17 protein-coding genes and 1 pseudogene are annotated in these 18,381 nt (G+C 60.9%); 5 read left to right on the top strand and 13 right to left on the bottom strand.

Features of this window, described 5'->3' with window-relative positions; genetic code table 11:
- Positions 1-314, bottom strand: a pseudogene (locus INR99_RS15540) (IS481 family transposase); the annotation flags it as partial.
- A gap of 249 nt (positions 315-563) precedes the next feature.
- Here INR99_RS15540 and serS point away from each other — a divergent pair.
- A complete protein-coding gene (gene serS / locus INR99_RS15535) occupies positions 564-1,838 on the top strand; it encodes a serine--tRNA ligase (RefSeq protein ID WP_194117288.1) in 1,275 nt (424 codons plus the stop codon).
- Positions 1,839-2,060: 222 nt separating this feature from the next.
- On the opposite strand, the gene hpnE is transcribed toward serS, so the two are convergent.
- The 7 genes from hpnE to bioB form a co-directional block, all read right to left on the bottom strand.
- The gene (gene hpnE, locus INR99_RS15530) at positions 2,061-3,419 is read right to left on the bottom strand and encodes a hydroxysqualene dehydroxylase HpnE (protein WP_308431507.1); all 1,359 of its coding nucleotides are present in this window, start codon (positions 3,417-3,419) and stop codon (positions 2,061-2,063) included.
- Complete coding sequence (gene hpnD / locus INR99_RS15525; RefSeq protein ID WP_194117287.1) at positions 3,404-4,243, bottom strand: presqualene diphosphate synthase HpnD; 840 nt, start codon at positions 4,241-4,243, stop codon at positions 3,404-3,406. Before hpnD ends, hpnE begins: the two co-directional genes overlap by 16 nt.
- 14 nt (positions 4,244-4,257) lie before the next feature.
- A complete protein-coding gene (locus INR99_RS15520) occupies positions 4,258-4,887 on the bottom strand; it encodes a DUF4136 domain-containing protein (protein WP_194117286.1) in 630 nt (209 codons plus the stop codon).
- Between the two features lie 52 nt (positions 4,888-4,939).
- Complete coding sequence (locus INR99_RS15515; protein ID WP_194117285.1) at positions 4,940-5,497, bottom strand: hypothetical protein; 558 nt, start codon at positions 5,495-5,497, stop codon at positions 4,940-4,942.
- Between the two features lie 9 nt (positions 5,498-5,506).
- Positions 5,507-6,607, bottom strand: coding sequence for a chorismate synthase (gene aroC, locus INR99_RS15510; protein ID WP_194117284.1), 1,101 nt, complete (start codon positions 6,605-6,607; stop codon positions 5,507-5,509).
- Positions 6,608-6,751: 144 nt separating this feature from the next.
- Positions 6,752-9,088, bottom strand: coding sequence for an extracellular solute-binding protein (locus INR99_RS15505; RefSeq protein ID WP_194117283.1), 2,337 nt, complete (start codon positions 9,086-9,088; stop codon positions 6,752-6,754).
- 309 nt (positions 9,089-9,397) lie between these two features.
- Entirely contained in the window at positions 9,398-10,396 is a 999-nt protein-coding gene (bioB, locus tag INR99_RS15500; RefSeq protein ID WP_194117282.1) for a biotin synthase BioB, read from the bottom strand.
- Positions 10,397-10,475: 79 nt separating this feature from the next.
- On the opposite strand from bioB, the gene INR99_RS15495 reads away from it, so the two are divergent.
- Complete coding sequence (locus INR99_RS15495) at positions 10,476-11,222, top strand: ComF family protein (protein WP_194117281.1); 747 nt, start codon at positions 10,476-10,478, stop codon at positions 11,220-11,222.
- Between the two features lie 22 nt (positions 11,223-11,244).
- Here the strand turns inward: INR99_RS15495 and INR99_RS15490 are convergent, their stop codons facing one another.
- Positions 11,245-12,249, bottom strand: coding sequence for a nucleoid-associated protein (locus tag INR99_RS15490; protein WP_194117280.1), 1,005 nt, complete (start codon positions 12,247-12,249; stop codon positions 11,245-11,247).
- Positions 12,250-12,510: 261 nt separating this feature from the next.
- Between INR99_RS15490 and INR99_RS15485 the strand changes: the two genes are divergently transcribed.
- A complete protein-coding gene (locus INR99_RS15485; protein ID WP_194117279.1) occupies positions 12,511-12,945 on the top strand; it encodes an Hsp20/alpha crystallin family protein in 435 nt (144 codons plus the stop codon).
- A gap of 73 nt (positions 12,946-13,018) precedes the next feature.
- On the opposite strand, the gene INR99_RS15480 is transcribed toward INR99_RS15485, so the two are convergent.
- Positions 13,019-13,363: a zinc ribbon domain-containing protein YjdM gene (locus tag INR99_RS15480; protein WP_194117278.1), complete on the bottom strand. Its 345-nt coding sequence runs from the start codon at positions 13,361-13,363 to the stop codon at positions 13,019-13,021.
- A 91-nt stretch (positions 13,364-13,454) separates the two neighbouring features.
- Here INR99_RS15480 and INR99_RS15475 point away from each other — a divergent pair, with 91 nt between their 5' ends.
- Together INR99_RS15475 and INR99_RS15470 are read left to right on the top strand one after the other, a co-directional pair.
- Entirely contained in the window at positions 13,455-13,943 is a 489-nt protein-coding gene (locus INR99_RS15475; RefSeq protein ID WP_228098366.1) for a GNAT family N-acetyltransferase, read from the top strand.
- On the top strand, positions 13,936-14,313 hold the full coding sequence (locus INR99_RS15470) for a hypothetical protein (RefSeq protein ID WP_194117276.1): 378 nt from the start codon (positions 13,936-13,938) through the stop codon (positions 14,311-14,313). Before INR99_RS15475 ends, INR99_RS15470 begins: the two co-directional genes overlap by 8 nt.
- Positions 14,314-14,319: 6 nt before the next feature.
- Here INR99_RS15470 and INR99_RS15465 read toward each other — a convergent pair whose 3' ends face one another.
- The 3 genes from INR99_RS15465 to INR99_RS15455 all read right to left on the bottom strand — a co-directional run bounded on the left by INR99_RS15465 (position 14,320) and on the right by INR99_RS15455 (position 17,969).
- Positions 14,320-15,186 (bottom strand): HDOD domain-containing protein, encoded by an 867-nt coding sequence (locus INR99_RS15465; RefSeq protein ID WP_194117275.1) that lies wholly within the window; start codon positions 15,184-15,186, stop codon positions 14,320-14,322.
- A gap of 158 nt (positions 15,187-15,344) precedes the next feature.
- The gene (locus INR99_RS15460; RefSeq protein ID WP_194117274.1) at positions 15,345-16,721 is read right to left on the bottom strand and encodes an L-serine ammonia-lyase; all 1,377 of its coding nucleotides are present in this window, start codon (positions 16,719-16,721) and stop codon (positions 15,345-15,347) included.
- A 12-nt stretch (positions 16,722-16,733) separates the two neighbouring features.
- Positions 16,734-17,969, bottom strand: a complete 1,236-nt coding sequence (locus INR99_RS15455; protein WP_194117273.1) for an amino acid permease — start codon at positions 17,967-17,969, stop codon at positions 16,734-16,736.
- Positions 17,970-18,381 lie beyond the last annotated feature (412 nt).

Genomic DNA, 18,381 nt, shown 5'->3' with positions numbered 1-18,381 from the left:
CCAAGGCCGGCTCGCGAGACCGAGGGATTAAGGAATTCGCGCACGACAACCAGCAAGTCATCCAGGGCCAGATGCAGTAGCTTGCGGAGTTCGACGACGACGCACTCTTGGGCGGGTGTCAGTGTGGTTTGCAGATGATGCGCGGTGTGTGATTCATCGTGCACCGAGCTGCGTCGGCGCCATTTAGCAATGGTGGGCTTGCTGACGCCATAGCGGCGTGCCAGTTCGGCATCGGTAATGGCGCCCGGCGCGGCCTGGATTTCGGCACGAACAGCCGGAGTGGTACGGGCGCGCCCGTGCAGACGGAGATTCATTGGCCTGACCTGGAGATCGACGTGCAGAGCGTACCCAAAACCGAACGTGCCAGATAGAGTCGCCAACTGCGGACAGGTAAATTATGATCCGAGACCAGACAGCTAGAGAGGGCGCCACTTCAGAGTCGCCCCAATTCGATTCACAAAGGCCGCAAGGACTCGCTGGAAATAGTCTGCGCCCGGGCAGACTGCGCGACCACTTGGTGCTTGGTGTAGAATCTGCCTTTTGCTTATTCACCCGAGCCCGCCATGCTGGACATCAATCTGCTGCGCAACGACCTTGACGGCGTTGCCCAACGCCTTGCAAGCCGCAAGTTCAATCTCGATACCGCTGCGTTCGCCGCACTGGAAGCCGAACGCAAAACCCTGCAAACCGCCACCCAGGATCTGCAGGCCAAGCGCAACAGCGTGTCGAAGTCCATCGGCCAGGCGAAAGCCAAGGGTGAAGATGTCGCCCCCATCATGGCCGAAGTGGAAAACCTGAAGGCTGAACTCGCCGCCAGCGAAACCGCACTGACTGAACTGCAAGGCAAGATGGAAGCGCTGCTGGCCGGCATTCCCAACCTGCCGGACGAATCGGTGCCGGTGGGCAAGGACGAAAGCGAGAACCAGGAAGTACTGCGCTGGGGCACGCCGAAAACCTTCGATTTTGAAGTGAAGGACCACGTTGATCTGGGCGCGCCGCTGGGGCTGGATTTCGAAACCGGTGCCAAGCTTTCCGGCGCCCGCTTCTCGGTACTGAAGGGCAGCATCGCCAAGCTGCACCGCGCGCTAGCGCAGTTCATGCTGAATACGCACAGCAATGAACACGGCTACGAAGAGGTCTACACCCCGTATCTCGTCAACGCCGCCAGCATGCACGGCACCGGCCAGCTGCCGAAATTCGAAGAGGATCTCTTCAAGGTGCCGCACAACGACAGCGCGCTGTACCTGATTCCCACCGCCGAAGTGTCGGTGACCAACTTCGTGCGCGACACCATCCTCAAAGCCGACGAGCTGCCACTGAAGTACACCGCGCACACGCCGTGTTTCCGCTCCGAAGCCGGCGCCTACGGCCGCGACGTGCGGGGCATGATCCGCCAGCACCAGTTCGACAAGGTGGAAATGGTGCAGATCGTCCACCCGGACCAGTCGATGGCCGCCCTGGAAGAACTCACCGGCCACGCCGAACGCATCCTGCAATTGCTGGAACTGCCTTACCGCAAGGTACTGCTGTGCACCGGCGACATGGGCTTCGGCAGCAGCAAGACCTACGACCTGGAAGTGTGGCTGCCGGCGCAGAACACCTACCGCGAGATTTCCAGCTGCTCCAACATGGGCGCCTTCCAGGCCCGCCGCATGCAGGCGCGCTTCAAGAACGAAGCGGGCAAGAATGAACTGGTGCATACGCTGAACGGCTCCGGCCTGGCCGTCGGCCGCACACTGGTTGCCGTACTGGAAAACTACCAGAATGCCGATGGCTCGATCACCGTACCGGCGGTGCTGCGCCCATATCTTGGTGGAGTGGAAAAGCTGAGCGTCTAAGCAAATTTAGCACAACAAAAAGGCGCACCAGCCAGTGCGCCTTTTATGAATTATTAAAATATTCATCCAGCTAGGAACTTTGCACCCCACGCAACCCACTTTGTGCATGGAGCGATGAGTCGCCCAACTGCACACACTCTGCATAATCACAACTGCAATCAAGACAACAAGCTCAATCCATACCCATCAATCGAGTGACTTCGACCCCTTTACAGAAAAGGGCTAGAAAGAGATACCCGCAAAGTGCTGCTTAAGAATCCCTTCTGCGGCAGCACACGCACTGCGTACGGCGCCCTCCAGCGTGGCGGGGTAAGTCATGTCTGCTTGCCCGCCGGCAGTGTAATCACCGGCCAGCCACAGGCCCGGCACCGCCGTTGCATTTCCGGGACGGGACAAATTTGCTGCGCACGCGAAGGTGGCGCGCTTTTCGTGAATGACACGACTCCACTGCGGTGGTTCTGCCAGGCCGAAATGCTGCACGAGTTCCTCGTGCACACGCCGGGCGAGCGTGGTGGCATCCCAGTCGCTGTAGTCGCCGCGCGCCGAGAGCACGACCGCCAGCATACCCGGCGTACCATGAATCTGCCCGCGATCGAACACCCACTGACACAGTCCGCCGGCAACACCGAGCATGGGCGTCTCCAGCCGCACGTCCGGCGCATATTGCAGGTAAACCGTCTGGATCGGCTGGTAGTGCAACGCGGCAAGTTGCTCCCGCAATGTGTCCAGCGCCGCGGTCTCCGGCAACAAATCGGCCACCCGCTGCGGCGAAACGGCCAGCACCACGGCGGCAAAACGCTCATCGCCGTCATCCAGCTGCCAGCCCGCAGCATCACGGGCAATGCGGCGGACCAGACAACTGGTCCTTACCTCGCTGCGGCGAGCAGCCAGCCAGTCTGCGGCGGGCTGCGGAAATAAGGCCGTGAAATCGACACGTGGAATGAGCAAATCGCCATCGTGACGCCCCCCCATCAGACTATCCCGCAGCACATTGAGCAGAATCTGCGCCGAAGCTGTTTCCAGCGGCGTATTGAGTGCAGCCACCACCAGCGGCTGCCAGAAACGCTCGATCAGCTGCGGTGATTGCCCGCCCTGCTCCAGCCAGGCCAGCACGCTGCAGTCCGTGGCAAGCCGGAAGCCCGCCAGTTGTGCGCCGAGCATCAGCTTCACCAGACTGAGCTTGTCGCCCCAGCCGATACCCTGCGCACCGAGCAAGGCGCCAAGGCTATGCAGCGGCGCCGGCCAGTCGGGCGCGACCATGCGGAAATCACCGTGCGGGGTACGTTGCTGCAAGGTCAGCGGCAAGCGCAGCAGTGCTGTGCGCTCATCGACCCCCACCTGCTGCATTAACCCCAGCAACGTACGGTAGGCGCCGATCAGGATGTGCTGGCCGTTATCGAGCTGGCGCCCGTCGAGCTCGACACCACGCGCGCGTCCACCCAGTGTTTTCGCGCCTTCGAACACGCACACCTGCCGGCCTGCTGCAGCCAGCGATACCCCTGCAGCCATACCTGCATAGCCACCGCCAATAATGGCAATCCGCTGCATACCCATCAGTCCGGCATTCAGCGGTTCTGCCACCAAGCCTTCCAGGCCAGCCAGATCTTGCGCGCGCCACCAAGACTGAGGCGCTGATTGAGCACCTTTTGCGCGCCGTCGAGGCGGATTTCCTTGAGCGTAGTGCGATAGATCGCGGCCATGATCAGTCCGCAGCGCTGGTTTTTGCGATCAATCGCTGGCAATTGCGCCAGAGCCTGATCGTAAAATTGCTCGGCGCGGTCGATCTGGAACTCCATCAGCGCCTTGAATTGCTCGGTTTCGCGATAGTTGACCAGATCATCCATCGGCACGTTGAAACGTTGCAGCTCTTCGATGGGCAGGTAGACGCGGCCGCGACGGATGTCTTCACCGACGTCACGGATAATGTTGGTCAGCTGAAAGGCGATGCCCAGATCATGCGCATACTTTAGCGTCTTGCGATCCTGATAGCCGAAGATGCCGGCCGCCAGAATGCCCACCACCGAGGCCACGCGGTAGCAATACAGCTGCAGATCCTTGAAGGCGTTGTAGCGCGGCACATCCAGATCCATCTGCATGCCGTCAATAATCTCGAGAAAATGCTCGCGTTGCAGGTCAAAGGCTTTCACGGCCGGCAGCAGCGCCTTGGTCACCGGGTGCTGCGGGTTGCCAGCGTACATCTGGTCGATTTCGCCACGCCACCAGGCCAGCGTTTGCCGGGCCACGGAGTCGTCATGCGTTTCGTCGACCACATCATCGACCTCGCGGCAAAAGGCGTACAGCGCAGTGATTGCGCGGCGCTTGTCTGCCGGCAGGAAACGGAAGCTGGCGTAGAAACTGGAGCCGCTTTTTGCGGCCTTGTCTTCACAGTACTGGTCAGGAGTCACAGTGCGGGCTCTGGCTAGGGATTGCTGGCCGCGGTGGCCGGATCATAGGGAATGCGGACTTCGCGCCGGATCACGCCGGGTTGCGGAAAATCCTGGAATACAGCGCGGATCAGCCAGGGCACGGCCGGCTCGATCGCATTGCTGGTGCTGCTGTTGCTGGCTTTGGCTTCATAGAGCTTGGCAAACTGCCCGCTCTTGAGTGCCCGCGGATCATAGATATCCAATGTCAGTTCACGGGCGTACCAGTTGGTCTGGGTCGATTCGCTATAGATCGGAAAGCTCATGCCGATGCCCCCCCATGACCAGCCACCACCAAAAATGCCGATGCTGGAATGCACCGGATACTGGGTCGTGGTACTCACTGGGCCGGATACCCGCCAGTCGAACCGCAGCAGCCAGTCGGCAAACTGGCTGTCACCGACCTGGGTCATGCCGCGCGACTTCAGTTCGCGGGCAATCTGCGCCGCGAAATCACGCCGGGCAATGCTCTGTTCTTGTCCGGGCGGTGTTTCGATGATGAATCGCTTGCCGGCGACCGGGCTGCTGGCGGGCAAGGTACTGCGACTGGAGACCTGGGCGACGAAATTGGGTGCGGCACAGGCGCTGCACAGCAGCACCAGCAGGCACAACAAAATACGCTTCATGGTATTGCCCTCCAGCTTATTGATAACATGGCTCACTGCGCCATACCCGCAGTCAATATTCCTGCTGTCGCTTGTCCCACCACTGCCAGCATAGCAGCAGCAGAATCGTCAGCATCCCCAGCACACAGACACCGCGCAACAGCGCCGCCAAGGTCGTGTCCAGGTACAGCATGCCCCAGCGCGACAGGATTTCGGTCCAGTCATGTTCGCCATTGCCAACCAGCGGCAATGCCTGCGCTCGGGCGTCTCCCAGATAACGGCCGATGTTCAGACCGTTTTCCAGTAGCCATAAACCACTCACCGCGGTGCCCAGCGTATCGGCGCGCCGGTGAAAATACGCCAGCACCACCAGCGGAAATGCCAGTTGCGCCAGCGTACCGCCATACACCGTCAGTCGCTCGCTGACGATGCCAAACAGCGGATGTCCAGCCTCGTGAAACAGCAGATTGGCGCCATCCAGCACCGGCACCCATTGATCGCCAGTCAGCGCCTGCCAGAGCACCCAGCCAGTCATGGCCAGCACAATGCCCAGCACCGCACCAGACAGCGGCGGCCAATCTGCCGCCGGATCGTCGTCGGGGAAGCGGAACTCCGGCGTGCTGCGCTGCATGAGCGAAAATTACGCGATGCGGCCCGGAATGCGCGGTGTCGTCACCTGCACATCGGCGCACTGGGCGCGGTGCCGCAGCGCATGATCCATCAACGTGAGCGCCAGCATGGCTTCGGCAATCGGCGTTGCGCGGATGCCGACACAGGGGTCATGACGGCCGGTGGTGGCCATCATCACGGCATTGCCGTCCTTGTCGATCGAACGGCGTTCCTGCGCGATGCTGGAAGTCGGCTTCACCGCAATATTCACCACGATGTCCTGACCGGTGGAAATGCCGCCCAGTATGCCGCCCGCCTCATTGGCGGCGAAGCCATCGGGGGTCAGCTCGTCGCAATGCTCGCTGCCACGCTGGGCAACGGACTTGAAACCTGCGCCGATTTCCACGCCCTTCACGGCGTTGATGTTCATCATGTTGAAGGCGATGTCGGCATCCAGGCGGTCGTATACCGGCTCACCCCAGCCTACCGGCACATTTTCGGCGACCACGGTGATTTTGGCGCCCACCGAATCGCGCTCCTTGCGAATGGCGTCCATGTAGTCTTCCAACTGCGGGATGATGCCGGCATTGGGCGCAAAGAAGGGATTGTTGCCCACTTCATCCCAGCTTTCGAAGGGAATCTCGATCTCGCCCAGCTGGCTCATGTAGCCACGGATGACCACCCCGAATCGTTCCTTGAGCCATTTCTTGGCAATTGCACCGGCAGCCACGCGCACGGCAGTTTCACGGGCGGAGGAACGGCCGCCACCGCGGTAGTCGCGGATGCCGTACTTGTGCCAGTAGGTGTAGTCGGCGTGACCGGGGCGGAAGGTCTCAGAAATCTTGCCATAGTCATGGCTGCGCTGGTCGGTGTTGCGAATCAAGAGGCCGATCGATGTACCCGTGGTCTTGCCTTCGAAGACACCGGAGAGGATCTCAACCTGATCGGGCTCGCGACGCTGGGTGACATGCCGGCTAGTGCCGGGCTTGCGACGATCCAGCTCGATCTGGATGTCTTCGGCGCTCAATGCCATTCCCGGGGGGCAGCCATCGACCACACAGCCGATAGCCGGGCCGTGCGACTCGCCAAACGAAGTAACGGTAAACAGCAAACCGAGCGTATTGCCGGACATCTTCGGATCTCCCTGCGCAGCGTCATGCGCTGGCTAATTCTGACTGAGAAAGCAGCGATTCTAGCATGAGGCAGCGCAGGCGAGCCTGCCGCAAAACGACCCACCCCGCCTGAGCGGGGTGGGTCGCGGGTTGCTGCGCCGGAATCAGCGTCTGGCGCCGGTGGCCGCCAGCTTGGCCGCGGCGGCCGTCGCGCTCATGCCGTCACTGTTCCAGAATTCGTAGACGACTTCGATCAGCGCCTTCTTCATGTCATCCTGCACCGCCATATTGTGCGCCCATGAGGGCACCAGCACATTACGACTGGCCGCCAGGGCAAAGTCCTTGGCAGAGGCCTGACCATAGGGGTCAAGCTGGTTGAGATCGATGTCGGTCCGCGCCGGAATGCTGCCCTTGTGCTTGTTGTAGGCGATCTGGCCTTCGTGGCTCATCAGCAGCGTGACAAAATCACTCTGTGCCGCACGACGTGCAGAGTCATCCTGACGGAACATGGTCAGCGTATCGGCGGCAAAGCTGTATTCCCCATTCTGCGTTGGCGCAGCCCAGAACAGATAATCGCTGCCAGGTTGCTTGCCGGCCGTATCGAATTCGCCTTTTACCCAGTCCCCCATCAGCTGCATCGCCGCACGCCCGTTGATGATGTCAGCGGCCACGAGGTTCCAGTCACGCCCGACCGGATCTGGCGTACAGTAGGGTTTCAGACGGCGGAAGATTTCCAGTGCCTTGACCGTCTGTGCGCCCGCCAGCGCGGACTGATCAAGCTTGCTGAAGGCCGAGAGATACCAGCTGGCACCATTGAGCCCCAGCGAAACCGCCTCGAACAGCGTTGCCACCTGCCATTTCACTTCGCTGTGCGCCAGCGGCGTGATGCCGGCATTCATCAGCCGGTCACACACATGGAAAAACTCGTCCCAGGTAGCCGGCGGACGGCTTACGTTCACGCGCCGCATCAGTTGCGCGTTCACCCACAGCACATTCACCCGCGCCACACCGAGCGGAACGGCCACATAATGCCCATCGGCCTGCATCATCGTGTCGAGCACCGGAGGCAGAATGCGTGCCCACTGCTGCTCGGCGGCCAGATTGTCCAGATTGGCAAAAACCCCCTTGCCGGCCCAGTTCTGTATTTTCACGCCGCCAATCGCGGCCGCGGTCGGCAGATCGTTCTCTTCGACCGCCTTTTTCAACATGCCCGGCACATCCTTGCCACTGTGCATGTCGGCCCAGTGGTGGCCAATCTTGTTCAGGCGTGCCTTGATATCGGCCACGGCACGGAAGCCGCTCGCGGCAAACCAGCCATGCAGCACCGTGATGTCTTCCAGGCGGAACTTCCCCACCGCCCCCATCAGTTCACGCGCCCGCCCATCCAGATGCTCCAGCGCACGTTTGGCCTGCTGCAAAGCGGAATCACTGGATTGCGACATGGCATTGATCTGCTCGGCGGAGCGTGCCATGGTGGTACTCGCGGCTGTCTGCTCGCGGGTGGATTCGGCGATTTCGCGCACCGAGGAATACACATGCTGCATCCGGTCGCCGATATCCAGCATCGCACGACGCGCCTCCTCGGCCCGGTCGGCCGAGCCCGAGACGCCCTGCGCCGTCGCAGCCATGGTGCTGACCGCCTGCTGGGTTTCCGCGCTCACCTTGGAAATGCGCTCGTTGATTTCGACCGTGGCCTTCGCACTGCGCTCGGCCAGCTTGCGCACCTCGTCGGCCACCACCGCAAAGCCACGCCCCTGCTCACCGGCGCGCGCAGCTTCGATCGCGGCATTCAAGGCCAGCAGATTGGTCTGCTCGGCAATATCCTGGATCACACTGACAATGCTGCCGATTTCCTGCGAGCGTTTGCCCAGCTCATTCATCGTGTCACCCAGTGCATGGATGCGCGAGGACATCTGGGCCACCTCGTCGGCAACCCGCTGCACCGCCTCGGCACTGACACCGGACAGTTGCTGGGTTTCGGCCACCACACCATCCACATCGTTGGCATTGTCCGCGATGTGGGTAATGCTGACGGTGATTTCCTCGACAGCTGCCGCCGATGCCGCAGCAAAGTCGGACTGGGTGTGACTGTCCTTCACCAGCTGGCCGGTAACGACGGTCAGCTCGCGCAAGCCCAGCGACAGGCCTTCCATATCGCGCTGCACTTCGCGGAACGTCGCCTGCAGGGCATTGGCAAAACGGTTGAAGCCACGACCAATATCGGCCAGCTCTTCGCTGCCATTTTCGGGCAGGCGGGTGGTGAGATCGCCACCGCCTTCGGCCAGTCTGATCATGGTCTGTCGCACCCCCTGCAAGGGGCGCAGCAGCCAGTGGGCCACCAACAGCTGGATTGCCGTCACCAGCAAGATCCCGCCGGCCACGAGTACATAGGGCAGAAGGGATTTGTCGTCGCCTGCTCGCGCAAACAAGCCAAACAGCACGCCCATACCAACCAGATTGATGAGCGCGAGAAACAGCGCCAGACGTTTGCTTAAAGACATGGACCATCCCCGAATTGTTACAGCCGGCCGCCTTGCAGGCCCGATACAGGGACGATGCGCCAGAGCGAAGAGGCGCGTCGATACAGTCAGGACCTTACGGGTTTTCAGCAGGCACCTGCCGGTTAACACCGGCATGGCAAGTGCAGTAAGCATAGACAAGCCTGTGCGCCAAGGACAAGCCGAACATGCAGCACGGCTTATATTGCGGCGCACAAGCGACAGGACCGGCCTTGGCCGGTCCAGCTTCATACCCCCCTATCGATATCACGGCAGCCTTTTTTTAAGCAGGCCTTGGAGCGGATACCCCTATCAAAGAGGCTGCAGGTCGAGTTTGGCAAACAGCTCGCGATCCCGTGTCACGTCCGGATTGCCCGTGGTCAGCAGCTTGTCACCATAAAAAATCGAGTTCGCGCCGGCAAGGAAACACAAGGCCTGCATGCTTTCATCCATCTGCTGGCGCCCAGCCGACAGACGAACGTAAGATTTCGGCATGGTGATCCGCGCAACAGCGATCGTCCGCACGAATTCGGTCCAGTCCACCGCCGCATTGCCGTCCAGGGGGGTGCCTTCGATTTTCACCAGATTATTGATGGGCACCGAATCGGGTTGCGGGTCGAGGTTGGCCAGCTGGGCAATCAGGCCAACACGATCACTGCGGGTTTCACCCAGACCGACAATGCCGCCCGAGCACACATGCAGCCCGGCCTTGCGCACCTTGCCCAGCGTATCAAGGCGGTCCTCGTAGCTGTGCGTGCTCACGATTTCGCCGTATTTTTCCGGACTGGTATCCAGATTGTGGTTGTAGTAATCCAGACCGGCGTCACGCAGCTCTTCCGCCTGACCCTCTTTCAACATGCCGAAGGTCGCACAGGTTTCCAGTCCGAGCGCCTTCACTCCCGCGATCATGCGCTTGACCTCGTCGATGTCCTTGTTCTTCGGGCCACGCCAGGCGGCTCCCATGCAGAAACGGCTGGAGCCGTTTTCCTTGGCGACCTTGGCGGCGTCGATCACATCCTCGGCAGTCATCAGCTTTTCGCGTTCCAGCCCGGTGTCGTGACGCGCCGACTGCGAGCAGTAGCCGCAATCCTCCGAACAACCGCCGGTCTTCACCGACAGCAGGGTGGACAGCTGCACGCGGTTGGCGTCGAAATGCTCGCGGTGCACAGTCTGCGCCTTGAACAGCAGATCGTTGAACGGCAGTTCGAACAAAGCGGCGATGTCTTCCAGCGACCAGTTTTCCGCCTTCGGGTGCGGGGTCGGGCGCTTCAGTTCGATGGTTTGCGTAGCGGTATTGGCGGAGCAGCTCATGGCAATCGGCAAAGCGCGCGCGAGCACGCTAGAAATGAGAGATGGGGCATTGTCGGAAGCGGGGCCGGACTTGTCAAATTTGCAGAGCATAATTCTGAACAACATCCGCCTGCTGGCAAGCAGGGTCTGCCAGCGACTGCCCTGCCGCTGCCTGCTATGCCGGGGTAGCGCAGCTGACGCACTTTGCCCGGCCTGTCTGCGCGCCCTCCCCTGGCTCACTACGGCCACGTGCCCGGTCTGCGCCCAGCCCAGTCCGGGAGGCGGGCACTGCGGCCACTGCCTGAGCAAACCACCTGCCTTTGCGGCCTGTCATGCGCTGTTTGCCTACCAGCCCCCATTGAGCGAACTGATTCTGGCCGGCAAATATGGTCAGCGCTGGTCCTTGTGGCCACTCCTGGGCACCCTGATGGCCGCTCACGCCCCAAGACTGCAACAGCAGGCGGTGTTGCTGCCCATGCCGCTGCATGCCAGTCGCTTGCGCGAACGTGGTTTCAATCAGGCGCAGGAATTGGCCAGTGCGATCGCACAGCACAGCGGACTGCCGCTGGAACTGGGCTGGCTGGCCCGCCGCCGTGACACCGGCCACCAGTCACGGTTGAGCCGGCGCGAACGTGAACGCAATCTGCGCCAAGCCTTCAGTACCAGCCCAGCGGTTGCCGGGCGGGAAATCGTGCTAATCGATGATGTGCTGACCAGTGGTGCAACCCTGGATGCCGCCGCCCGCGCCTTGCTGACAGCCGGAGCCAGCCGGGTTAGCGGCTGGGTACTGGCTCGCACCCTCGCGCAGGCATACCCACCCTCCGATTCCGCCGCCAATAATCAGTAACAAGGCTTTGGGATAGATACCCTCAGATCTTCTTCGAGAAATACAGGGTCATCACGATTTCCTCGTCGCCGCTCTCGATATTCACGTCCTCGAGGTTCAGGTCAGATGGCTGCAGAATGCTCACGCCGTGGCCGATACCGATCTTGCTCCAGCTGCGCTCCAGCCGCTTGGCGACATTCTTCGCCGGCACGCGGGTGTTCTTTTCCAGACTGAAACCATGCGACTGGGCCGCCTGGTCCAGCACCTGACTGACCTGCTCGCGCGGCACGAACTTCTCGGCCACGTCGGTCACTTCCCAGGGCAGGAATTCTTCCTCCTCGCGGCAGCGGGTCAGCACGGCTTCCTTGAACTGTTGCTGCTGCTTCGGATCAGCAATTTGCTCCGAAACCTGCTCCAGCACCTCCGCGACCAGTTTGGTCGTACTGGCCGGATCGGGAACGCGCAGCACCTGCAGGAAATCATCCAGCCAGAATTTGGCGCTTTGTGCCTGCCTGTCCACCGCAAACACGTCCGGGCCAGACTCCAGCAGCAGCGCCCCCTTGTCGATCAGGCGCGGATTGATGCCGGTAGCATGACGCAGGTCGATGACCTCCCCCGACTCGACCACCGTCAGGAAATCATCGCGGATTTCCGATTTGAACACGCCGATCGCTCGCTGCACGCGCTCACCATCAGCCAGGTTTTCAAACAGGATCACCAGCAGATCACCCGCGCTGATGTTGGGATGCTGCGAGCGCGCATGCAGGTGCCGGGCGATGGCCTGTGAAAGCGCGACAAAGTCGATTTCATCGCGGAAAAACTGCTGCTTGTAGTGATACAGCTCGTTAAGGTTCAGATCCGTTTCGTGAATGAACTGGTGCTTTTTCCGTTCGGAGACGATGCCCTTGAGGTAGCCCTCCAGAATCAGCTGCGACACCTCTGCATCAACACTCGCCGCGCGCTCGGAGAGCTGCAGCGGCTCGCCACGGGCGGGATTGCCGACACGGTGCACCACCAGCTGGGCGACACGGGATTCTTCGATCATCATGAGCGGACTACCTTGCAAAACGGTCTGCGATTATCAGCCCCCCCTGCCTGCACCGCAAGGTCACACCAAATACATAGCAATGTATACCAACCAATACCATTAATAATAATGGCTTCATGAACATACCCGCCAAAACACCGTAGTCAAATACCCCGCCGTCCGGCGGCCAGACTGCGCCGAGCCCCTTTAAAGCAGACCACCACAGCACTATCTATGAAATGCAGTAGGACGTTTCGTTAGTCTTTTTATGGAGGTGTCATCATGAACAGCCTGATCAGACGCAAACTGGACAACCTGCAGGAACCACTCGGTACGCTGGATGACCTGTTCCGTGGTTTCTTCGTGCGCCCGCTCGACTTTGCCGCAGCCCCCCAGATCAGGGTCGATGTGAAGGAAGACGACAAGGCCTACACGGTGCATGCGGAACTGGCCGGCGTGAAGAAGGACGACATCCGCGTGCATGTGGATGGCGACCTGCTTTCCATCAGTGCCGATGTAAAGCAGGACAAGGAAACCCGCGAAGGGGATCGCGTCCTGCACAGTGAACGCTATTTCGGGCAAGTCACCCGCAGCTTCCGCCTCGGACAGAACATCGACGAGGCCGCCACCACCGCCAGCTACAAGGACGGTGTGCTGGAGCTGGTACTGCCGAAAAAGCCTGCCGCAGAAAAACGCCGGCAGATCGAAATTCACTGATTGCGCAGTCCGGTTGGCATAAACAACAAACCCGGCCTTGGCCGGGTTTGTTCTGGCTGCCGCTGCTGCGGACTCACACCTTCTTGAGGAAACAGGCCTTGAGCATGAACTGGCCGGCATCCAGCTTGCAGTCCACTTCGTGATCGCCGCCGCTGACCAGCCGGATGCTCTTCACCTTGCTGCCCTGCTTGAGCGTGATCGACGAGCCTTTGACCTTCAGATCCTTGATCAGCACCACCGCATCGCCGTCATTGAGAATATTGCCGTTCGCGTCACGCACCACGGCTTCAGCCTCGGCATCACCAGCCACTTCGCCACTGGCACTCCACTCATGACCGCAATCGGCGCAAACAAGCATTTCGCCATCGGGGTAAGTGTTTTCCTGGCCGCATTGCGGGCACGCCGGAATTGTCGACATAGGCTGGTCCTGAAGCAATTGATCAAGGCCGCAGTGTAACAGGCCAGCGGAAAAAGCCCTGTAACGCTCATGGGTTTCTGGTGCCGGCTGCATGGCATACTGCAGGCTGACACATACGGATGAAACAGCAATGGAGCTGGTTTGGCGGATCGCATCCGCAGCGGATTTCGAGCAGTTACACCAGCTAAGACTGGCCGCCATGCAAGACAGCCTGATGCAGCTGGGACGATACGACCCGGAGCGCTCCCGTGAGCGATTTGCATCCAGCTTCACTCCCGGTGCCACCCGCGTGCTGCATCGCGATGGAAAACTGCTCGGCTTCATGATGCTGCGCCGGGAACCGGAAGTCTGGCAGCTCGATCATCTCTATCTGCACCCGGCGGCCCAGCAGCAGGGACTGGGCAGCCGGATTCTCGCCGGCCTCTGCCGGGAGGCCGATGCCGCGCGCCGTGATATTGCACTGGGTGCACTGCGAGGCAGTGCCGCCAACCGCTTTTACCTGCGCCACGGTTTCAAACCGGTGCGCGAAGAAGAATGGGATATTTACTACCTGCGCCCTCATAGCAATCGCCATGAATGACAAGAAACAGCAACAGCGTGACGCGCTGATTCAGGACATCGCCCAGTTGCGTGCCGCGCTGCGACACAGCGAACAGGCTGGTAATGCCAGCGTCTGGGTGCTGCTGGCCGGAGACACGCCCCTGCAGTTCCAGATGGCCGCGCGCCGCCCGGTGTCGGCCAAGCCCTGCGACATCCAGCTGGCCACCCGCTTCGAACGTGCCGATGCCGACATGATCGCGGCGGCGCTGCCGGCCAGACCGGATAAACCAGTCAGCGTGGTGGATGTGCGCATTGCGCTGCGAGCGGCCGTGTCGCAGCTCGAAGGCCGGCTGTTCGCGCTGGAGCATGGTGTGAATGTCATCAGCTGGCAGCCCCGCGGGCTGCACTGAACCGGGTTACCAGAGGCTGAGCAATTCGGCCGCCAGCGCCTCCGCTTCCTCGCGGTGCTGCAGGAAGTAGGGGTCTGCCAGCTCGGCAGGCTGATCGAGCATTGGCACATCCAGATGGCTCATCTCGCTGACACCGCCGGCAAAAATATTGGCGACATAGATCACATCACTGAGCGTGCGCAGCTGCTCGACCGGGGGGCGCGGCAGATCGTGCTCGTGCACCGCCTCGATGATCTCCTCGGGTAATTCCAGCGCAGCCAGTACCGACTCGCCGATGCTGTCATGCCACTGCGCCACCAGATATTCAACCGTCGTCGGGCGCTCGACGAGCTCCTGATAATGCGCGGCACGATCGAGCAGGAAAAATGCCCCCAGATCATGCACGAGTCCGGCCAGCATGGCGGTATCGGGGTTGCAGCGGGTCAGATGCTGGGCAAAAACGCGGGCATATGCCGCCGTGCGCAGGCTGTGGATCCACATCATTTCGAAGAAATCATCAAAGGGCGAGACACCATCGGCCCGGCGCACCTGCTCCATCGCACAGGCCAGTGCCACGCTGCGCGCGGTCTGCACGCCCAGCCGGGTCAGTGCGGTCGCCACATCCTTGCAGGGATTGCCCGAACGGTTGAACGCCACCGAATTGGCCATTTTCAGCAATTTAGCCGAGATCAGCGGATCCTTCTGAACTTCAAGCGCAATTTTCTGCATGGAGGCCGTGGCGCTGCGCATGACCGTACTGATGCGCACGGACACGTCAAAGCACACCGGAAAGACCACTTCGCCCTCCAGCTCCTTGGCGATGTCTTCCAGGAAATGCAGGCGTGTTTCCTTCAATTCTGCGGCGCGTTTGGGTGCGGTGGTGGGGTCTGCCATATAAGCTTCTCGTGCTTGCGCATGCTGCTACTATCGACTATAGCAGGCTCCGGCTTTAAGGTAAGCGATTACTTATGTCGTCTGTATCACCATACCTGCCCCCGCATGAGGTTGCAGGCGTCTGCAAACAAGCCCAGTCTACCCATACCCCTGCATAGCTAGCAGGCCGGCACGCCGACGGTCAGCGCCAGCCCGCCCAGCGCGGTTTCCTTGTAATGGTGCTGCATGTCACGGCCGGTGCGCAGCATGGTTTCGATGACCTTGTCCAGCGAGACCAGATGCTCGCCGCTTTCCAGCAAGGCCAGCTGCGCGACCTTGATCGCCTTTTCGGCGGCCACGCCATTGCGCTCGACACAGGGCACCTGCACCAGCCCGCCCACCGGATCACAGGTCAGGCCCAGATGGTGCTCCATGGCGATTTCCGCCGCATTTTCGATCTGTGCCAGCGTTCCGCCCAGCACCGCGCAATACGCTCCGGCCGCCATCGAACAGGCCACCCCGATCTCCCCCTGGCACCCCACCTCAGCACCGGAGATCGAGGCATTCAGCTTGTAGAGCATGCCGATTGCTGCGGCAGTCAGCAGAAAATCGACGATGCCCTCGTCGGAAGCATTCGGCGCAAAGTTGCGGTAGTACTGCAGCACCGCCGGAATGATGCCGGCGGCACCATTGGTCGGGGCGGTGACGATGCGACCGCCCGAGGCATTTTCCTCGGATACGGCAATCGCATAGACCATCGGCCACAGCATGATGTCGGCGCGGCCGGCCTTCTCGGAAAATTGCAATTGCGTGAGCTTTTTCATGATGCCCGGCGCGCGCCGGCGCACGTGATACAGCCCGGGCAGTTCGCCCTCATGCTCGCAACCGTGACGGATGCATTCCTGCATCACCTCGGCAATCGCCAGCAGGCCGGCACGCACTTCGCCAGCCGTACGACTGGCGGACTCGTTGGCCAGCATGACCTGCGCGATGCTGAGATTATGCGCACGACAGACGGCGATCAGCTCGGCAGCCGAGGCAAACGGGAACGGCACCGGCAGACCGGCAGCGGTCGGGGAATCCATTTCTTCGGCCGTCTGCACGAAGCCCCCGCCGGTGGAGTAGTACTCCGCCACCTGCAGCACGCGGCCATCGCCATCCAGCGCACGAAAGCGCATGCCATTGGCGTGGCGAGGCAGAAACTGATGCTTGTGCACCAGCAGATCACGGGCAAAGGCAAAGGCAATCCGCTGCCGACCTGCGAGCAGCAATTCGCCCTCATCCCGGATGGCCGCAGTTCGCAATGTCACGGTAGCAGGATCAACGCTATCCGGTGCCTGCCCTTCCAGCCCGAGCAGGACAGCACTGATCGTGCCGTGACCTTCACCGGTCAGCGCCAGCGAGCCGTACAGACCGGCCTCGATGCGCGTAACCTGCGCCAGCAGGCCGGCATCGGCGAGTCCTGCGGCAAAACGTCGCGCGGCCAGCATGGGGCCGACCGTGTGCGAGCTGGAGGGCCCGATGCCAATTTTGAAGAGGTCAAAAACGCTGAGCATGCCGCCTCCGGATTACAGGTAACTTCCGATGAAATCACCGGCAATGCCGACCAGCCCCATCACAAAGACAAAGCTCGCCAGCGATGAGCGATAGACCAGCAGACGCGGCACCCGTTTCATCAGCATGACCGGCAACAGATAGGCGTAGATGGCTATGATCGGGGCCGACAGCGCGCCGATGATCTTCAGGATGGGCGGGTTATACACCGCCAGCAACCACAGACCGAACAGCATGCCGATGGTCACCAGGCGGTTGAGCTTGCGCAGCCCCTGCGCGACGGCGGCCTCGGGGTGGTTCCAGTGCAGCAGCCGCGAAATCACCCCCACCAGCCCTTCGCGGGTGCCGACAAAGTGGCCGAAAAACGAGCTGGCAATCGCCAGGAAGGCAATCAGCGGAATCAGGTATTTCAGCAGCGGCTGCTGCATCACCAGCGACAATGTGGTCAGAATATCAACGTTATTGGCCTGCGCTTGCTGCAACACCTCGGGGGAGGTCGCCAGCGTCATCGAGAACACAAAGAACATCACGAAGACCAGCAGGATCAGGCTGGTCCACTTGATGATGCCGTCGGTCCGCGCCACCGCTTCACTTGCGGCATACTGGCTGCGATAAGCCGCGCCCAGGGTCGAGCACACCGGGGAGAAATTCATCGCGAATACCAGCACCGGGAACAGCAGCAGCAGGTTTTTCAGCACCTCGCCGCCATCGAACGGGGTTGCCAGTTGCGCGGTATTCCACTGCGGCACCATGTAGAGCGACAGGCCGCCCAGCAGAATGATCAGCGGAAAAGTCATCCACGAGGTCACCGTCACCATCACCTTTTCACCGGCAAGAATCACTGCGGTCAGCCCCGCCAGCAACAGGAAGGTCAGCAACGGCCGGGACACCTCCGAGACCCCAAGCTGATTGCCGAGAAAAGACGAGACGATATTGGTGATGCCGGTCGCGTAGCCGACACAGATGGTGATGATGGAAAGGAAATACAGCAACGACACGGCAAAGCCGACGTTGCGCCCCAGGTCCATTTCGACCGCGCCGACGATGTCGGTCGGCCGGCTGGCAGATGCCACGATGCGCGTGATGCCACGGTGCGCAATATAAGTCACCGGAAAAATCAGCGCGGTCAGAATCAGCATCGGCCAGATGCCGGAGAGTCCCGCGCGAATCGGCAGGAACAGAATGCCCGCCCCTACCGCCGTGCCGAAACAGGTCAGCACCCATTGCCAGTCTTGTTTGTTCAGCGTCATTGCCCACCTCATGTGTATCAATCCGGCCAATCGCCGGCAAGGCGTAGGCTCAGGACTGCAATTTCACGCCAAAGGGGTAAGCCAGAACAGGAACAATTCACGTTGCACAGGGACGTAACAGCAAATAAGTGATCAGGATCAATCACCTGCATCACATAAGGAATTTCCGCAATAGCTAGCAGCCATCAGGAATGCGCCGGCAAACCGGTAGCCATATCAATCCGACTACATGATTTGCCTTAGCTTGAGCCAGGACAAGATTGGCAAAACTGCGAGGACTACACTTGCCGCAGTGCAACATGAAGGAGCCAGCCATGACCAGCGATCACTGGGAACATATCCCCGCCCTGCCCGACCCTGATGCAGTAGCCCAGCTACTGGCCGCGATGCACGATGCGCCCTAGGGCGGCAT

Origin of the sequence: Chitinilyticum piscinae (genome assembly GCF_015223195.1) — a bacterium.
GTDB lineage: Bacteria > Pseudomonadota > Gammaproteobacteria > Burkholderiales > Chitinibacteraceae > Chitinilyticum > Chitinilyticum piscinae.
Note: the sequence above shows the minus strand (reverse complement) of the source record. Positions and strands in the feature narration are given on the sequence as shown.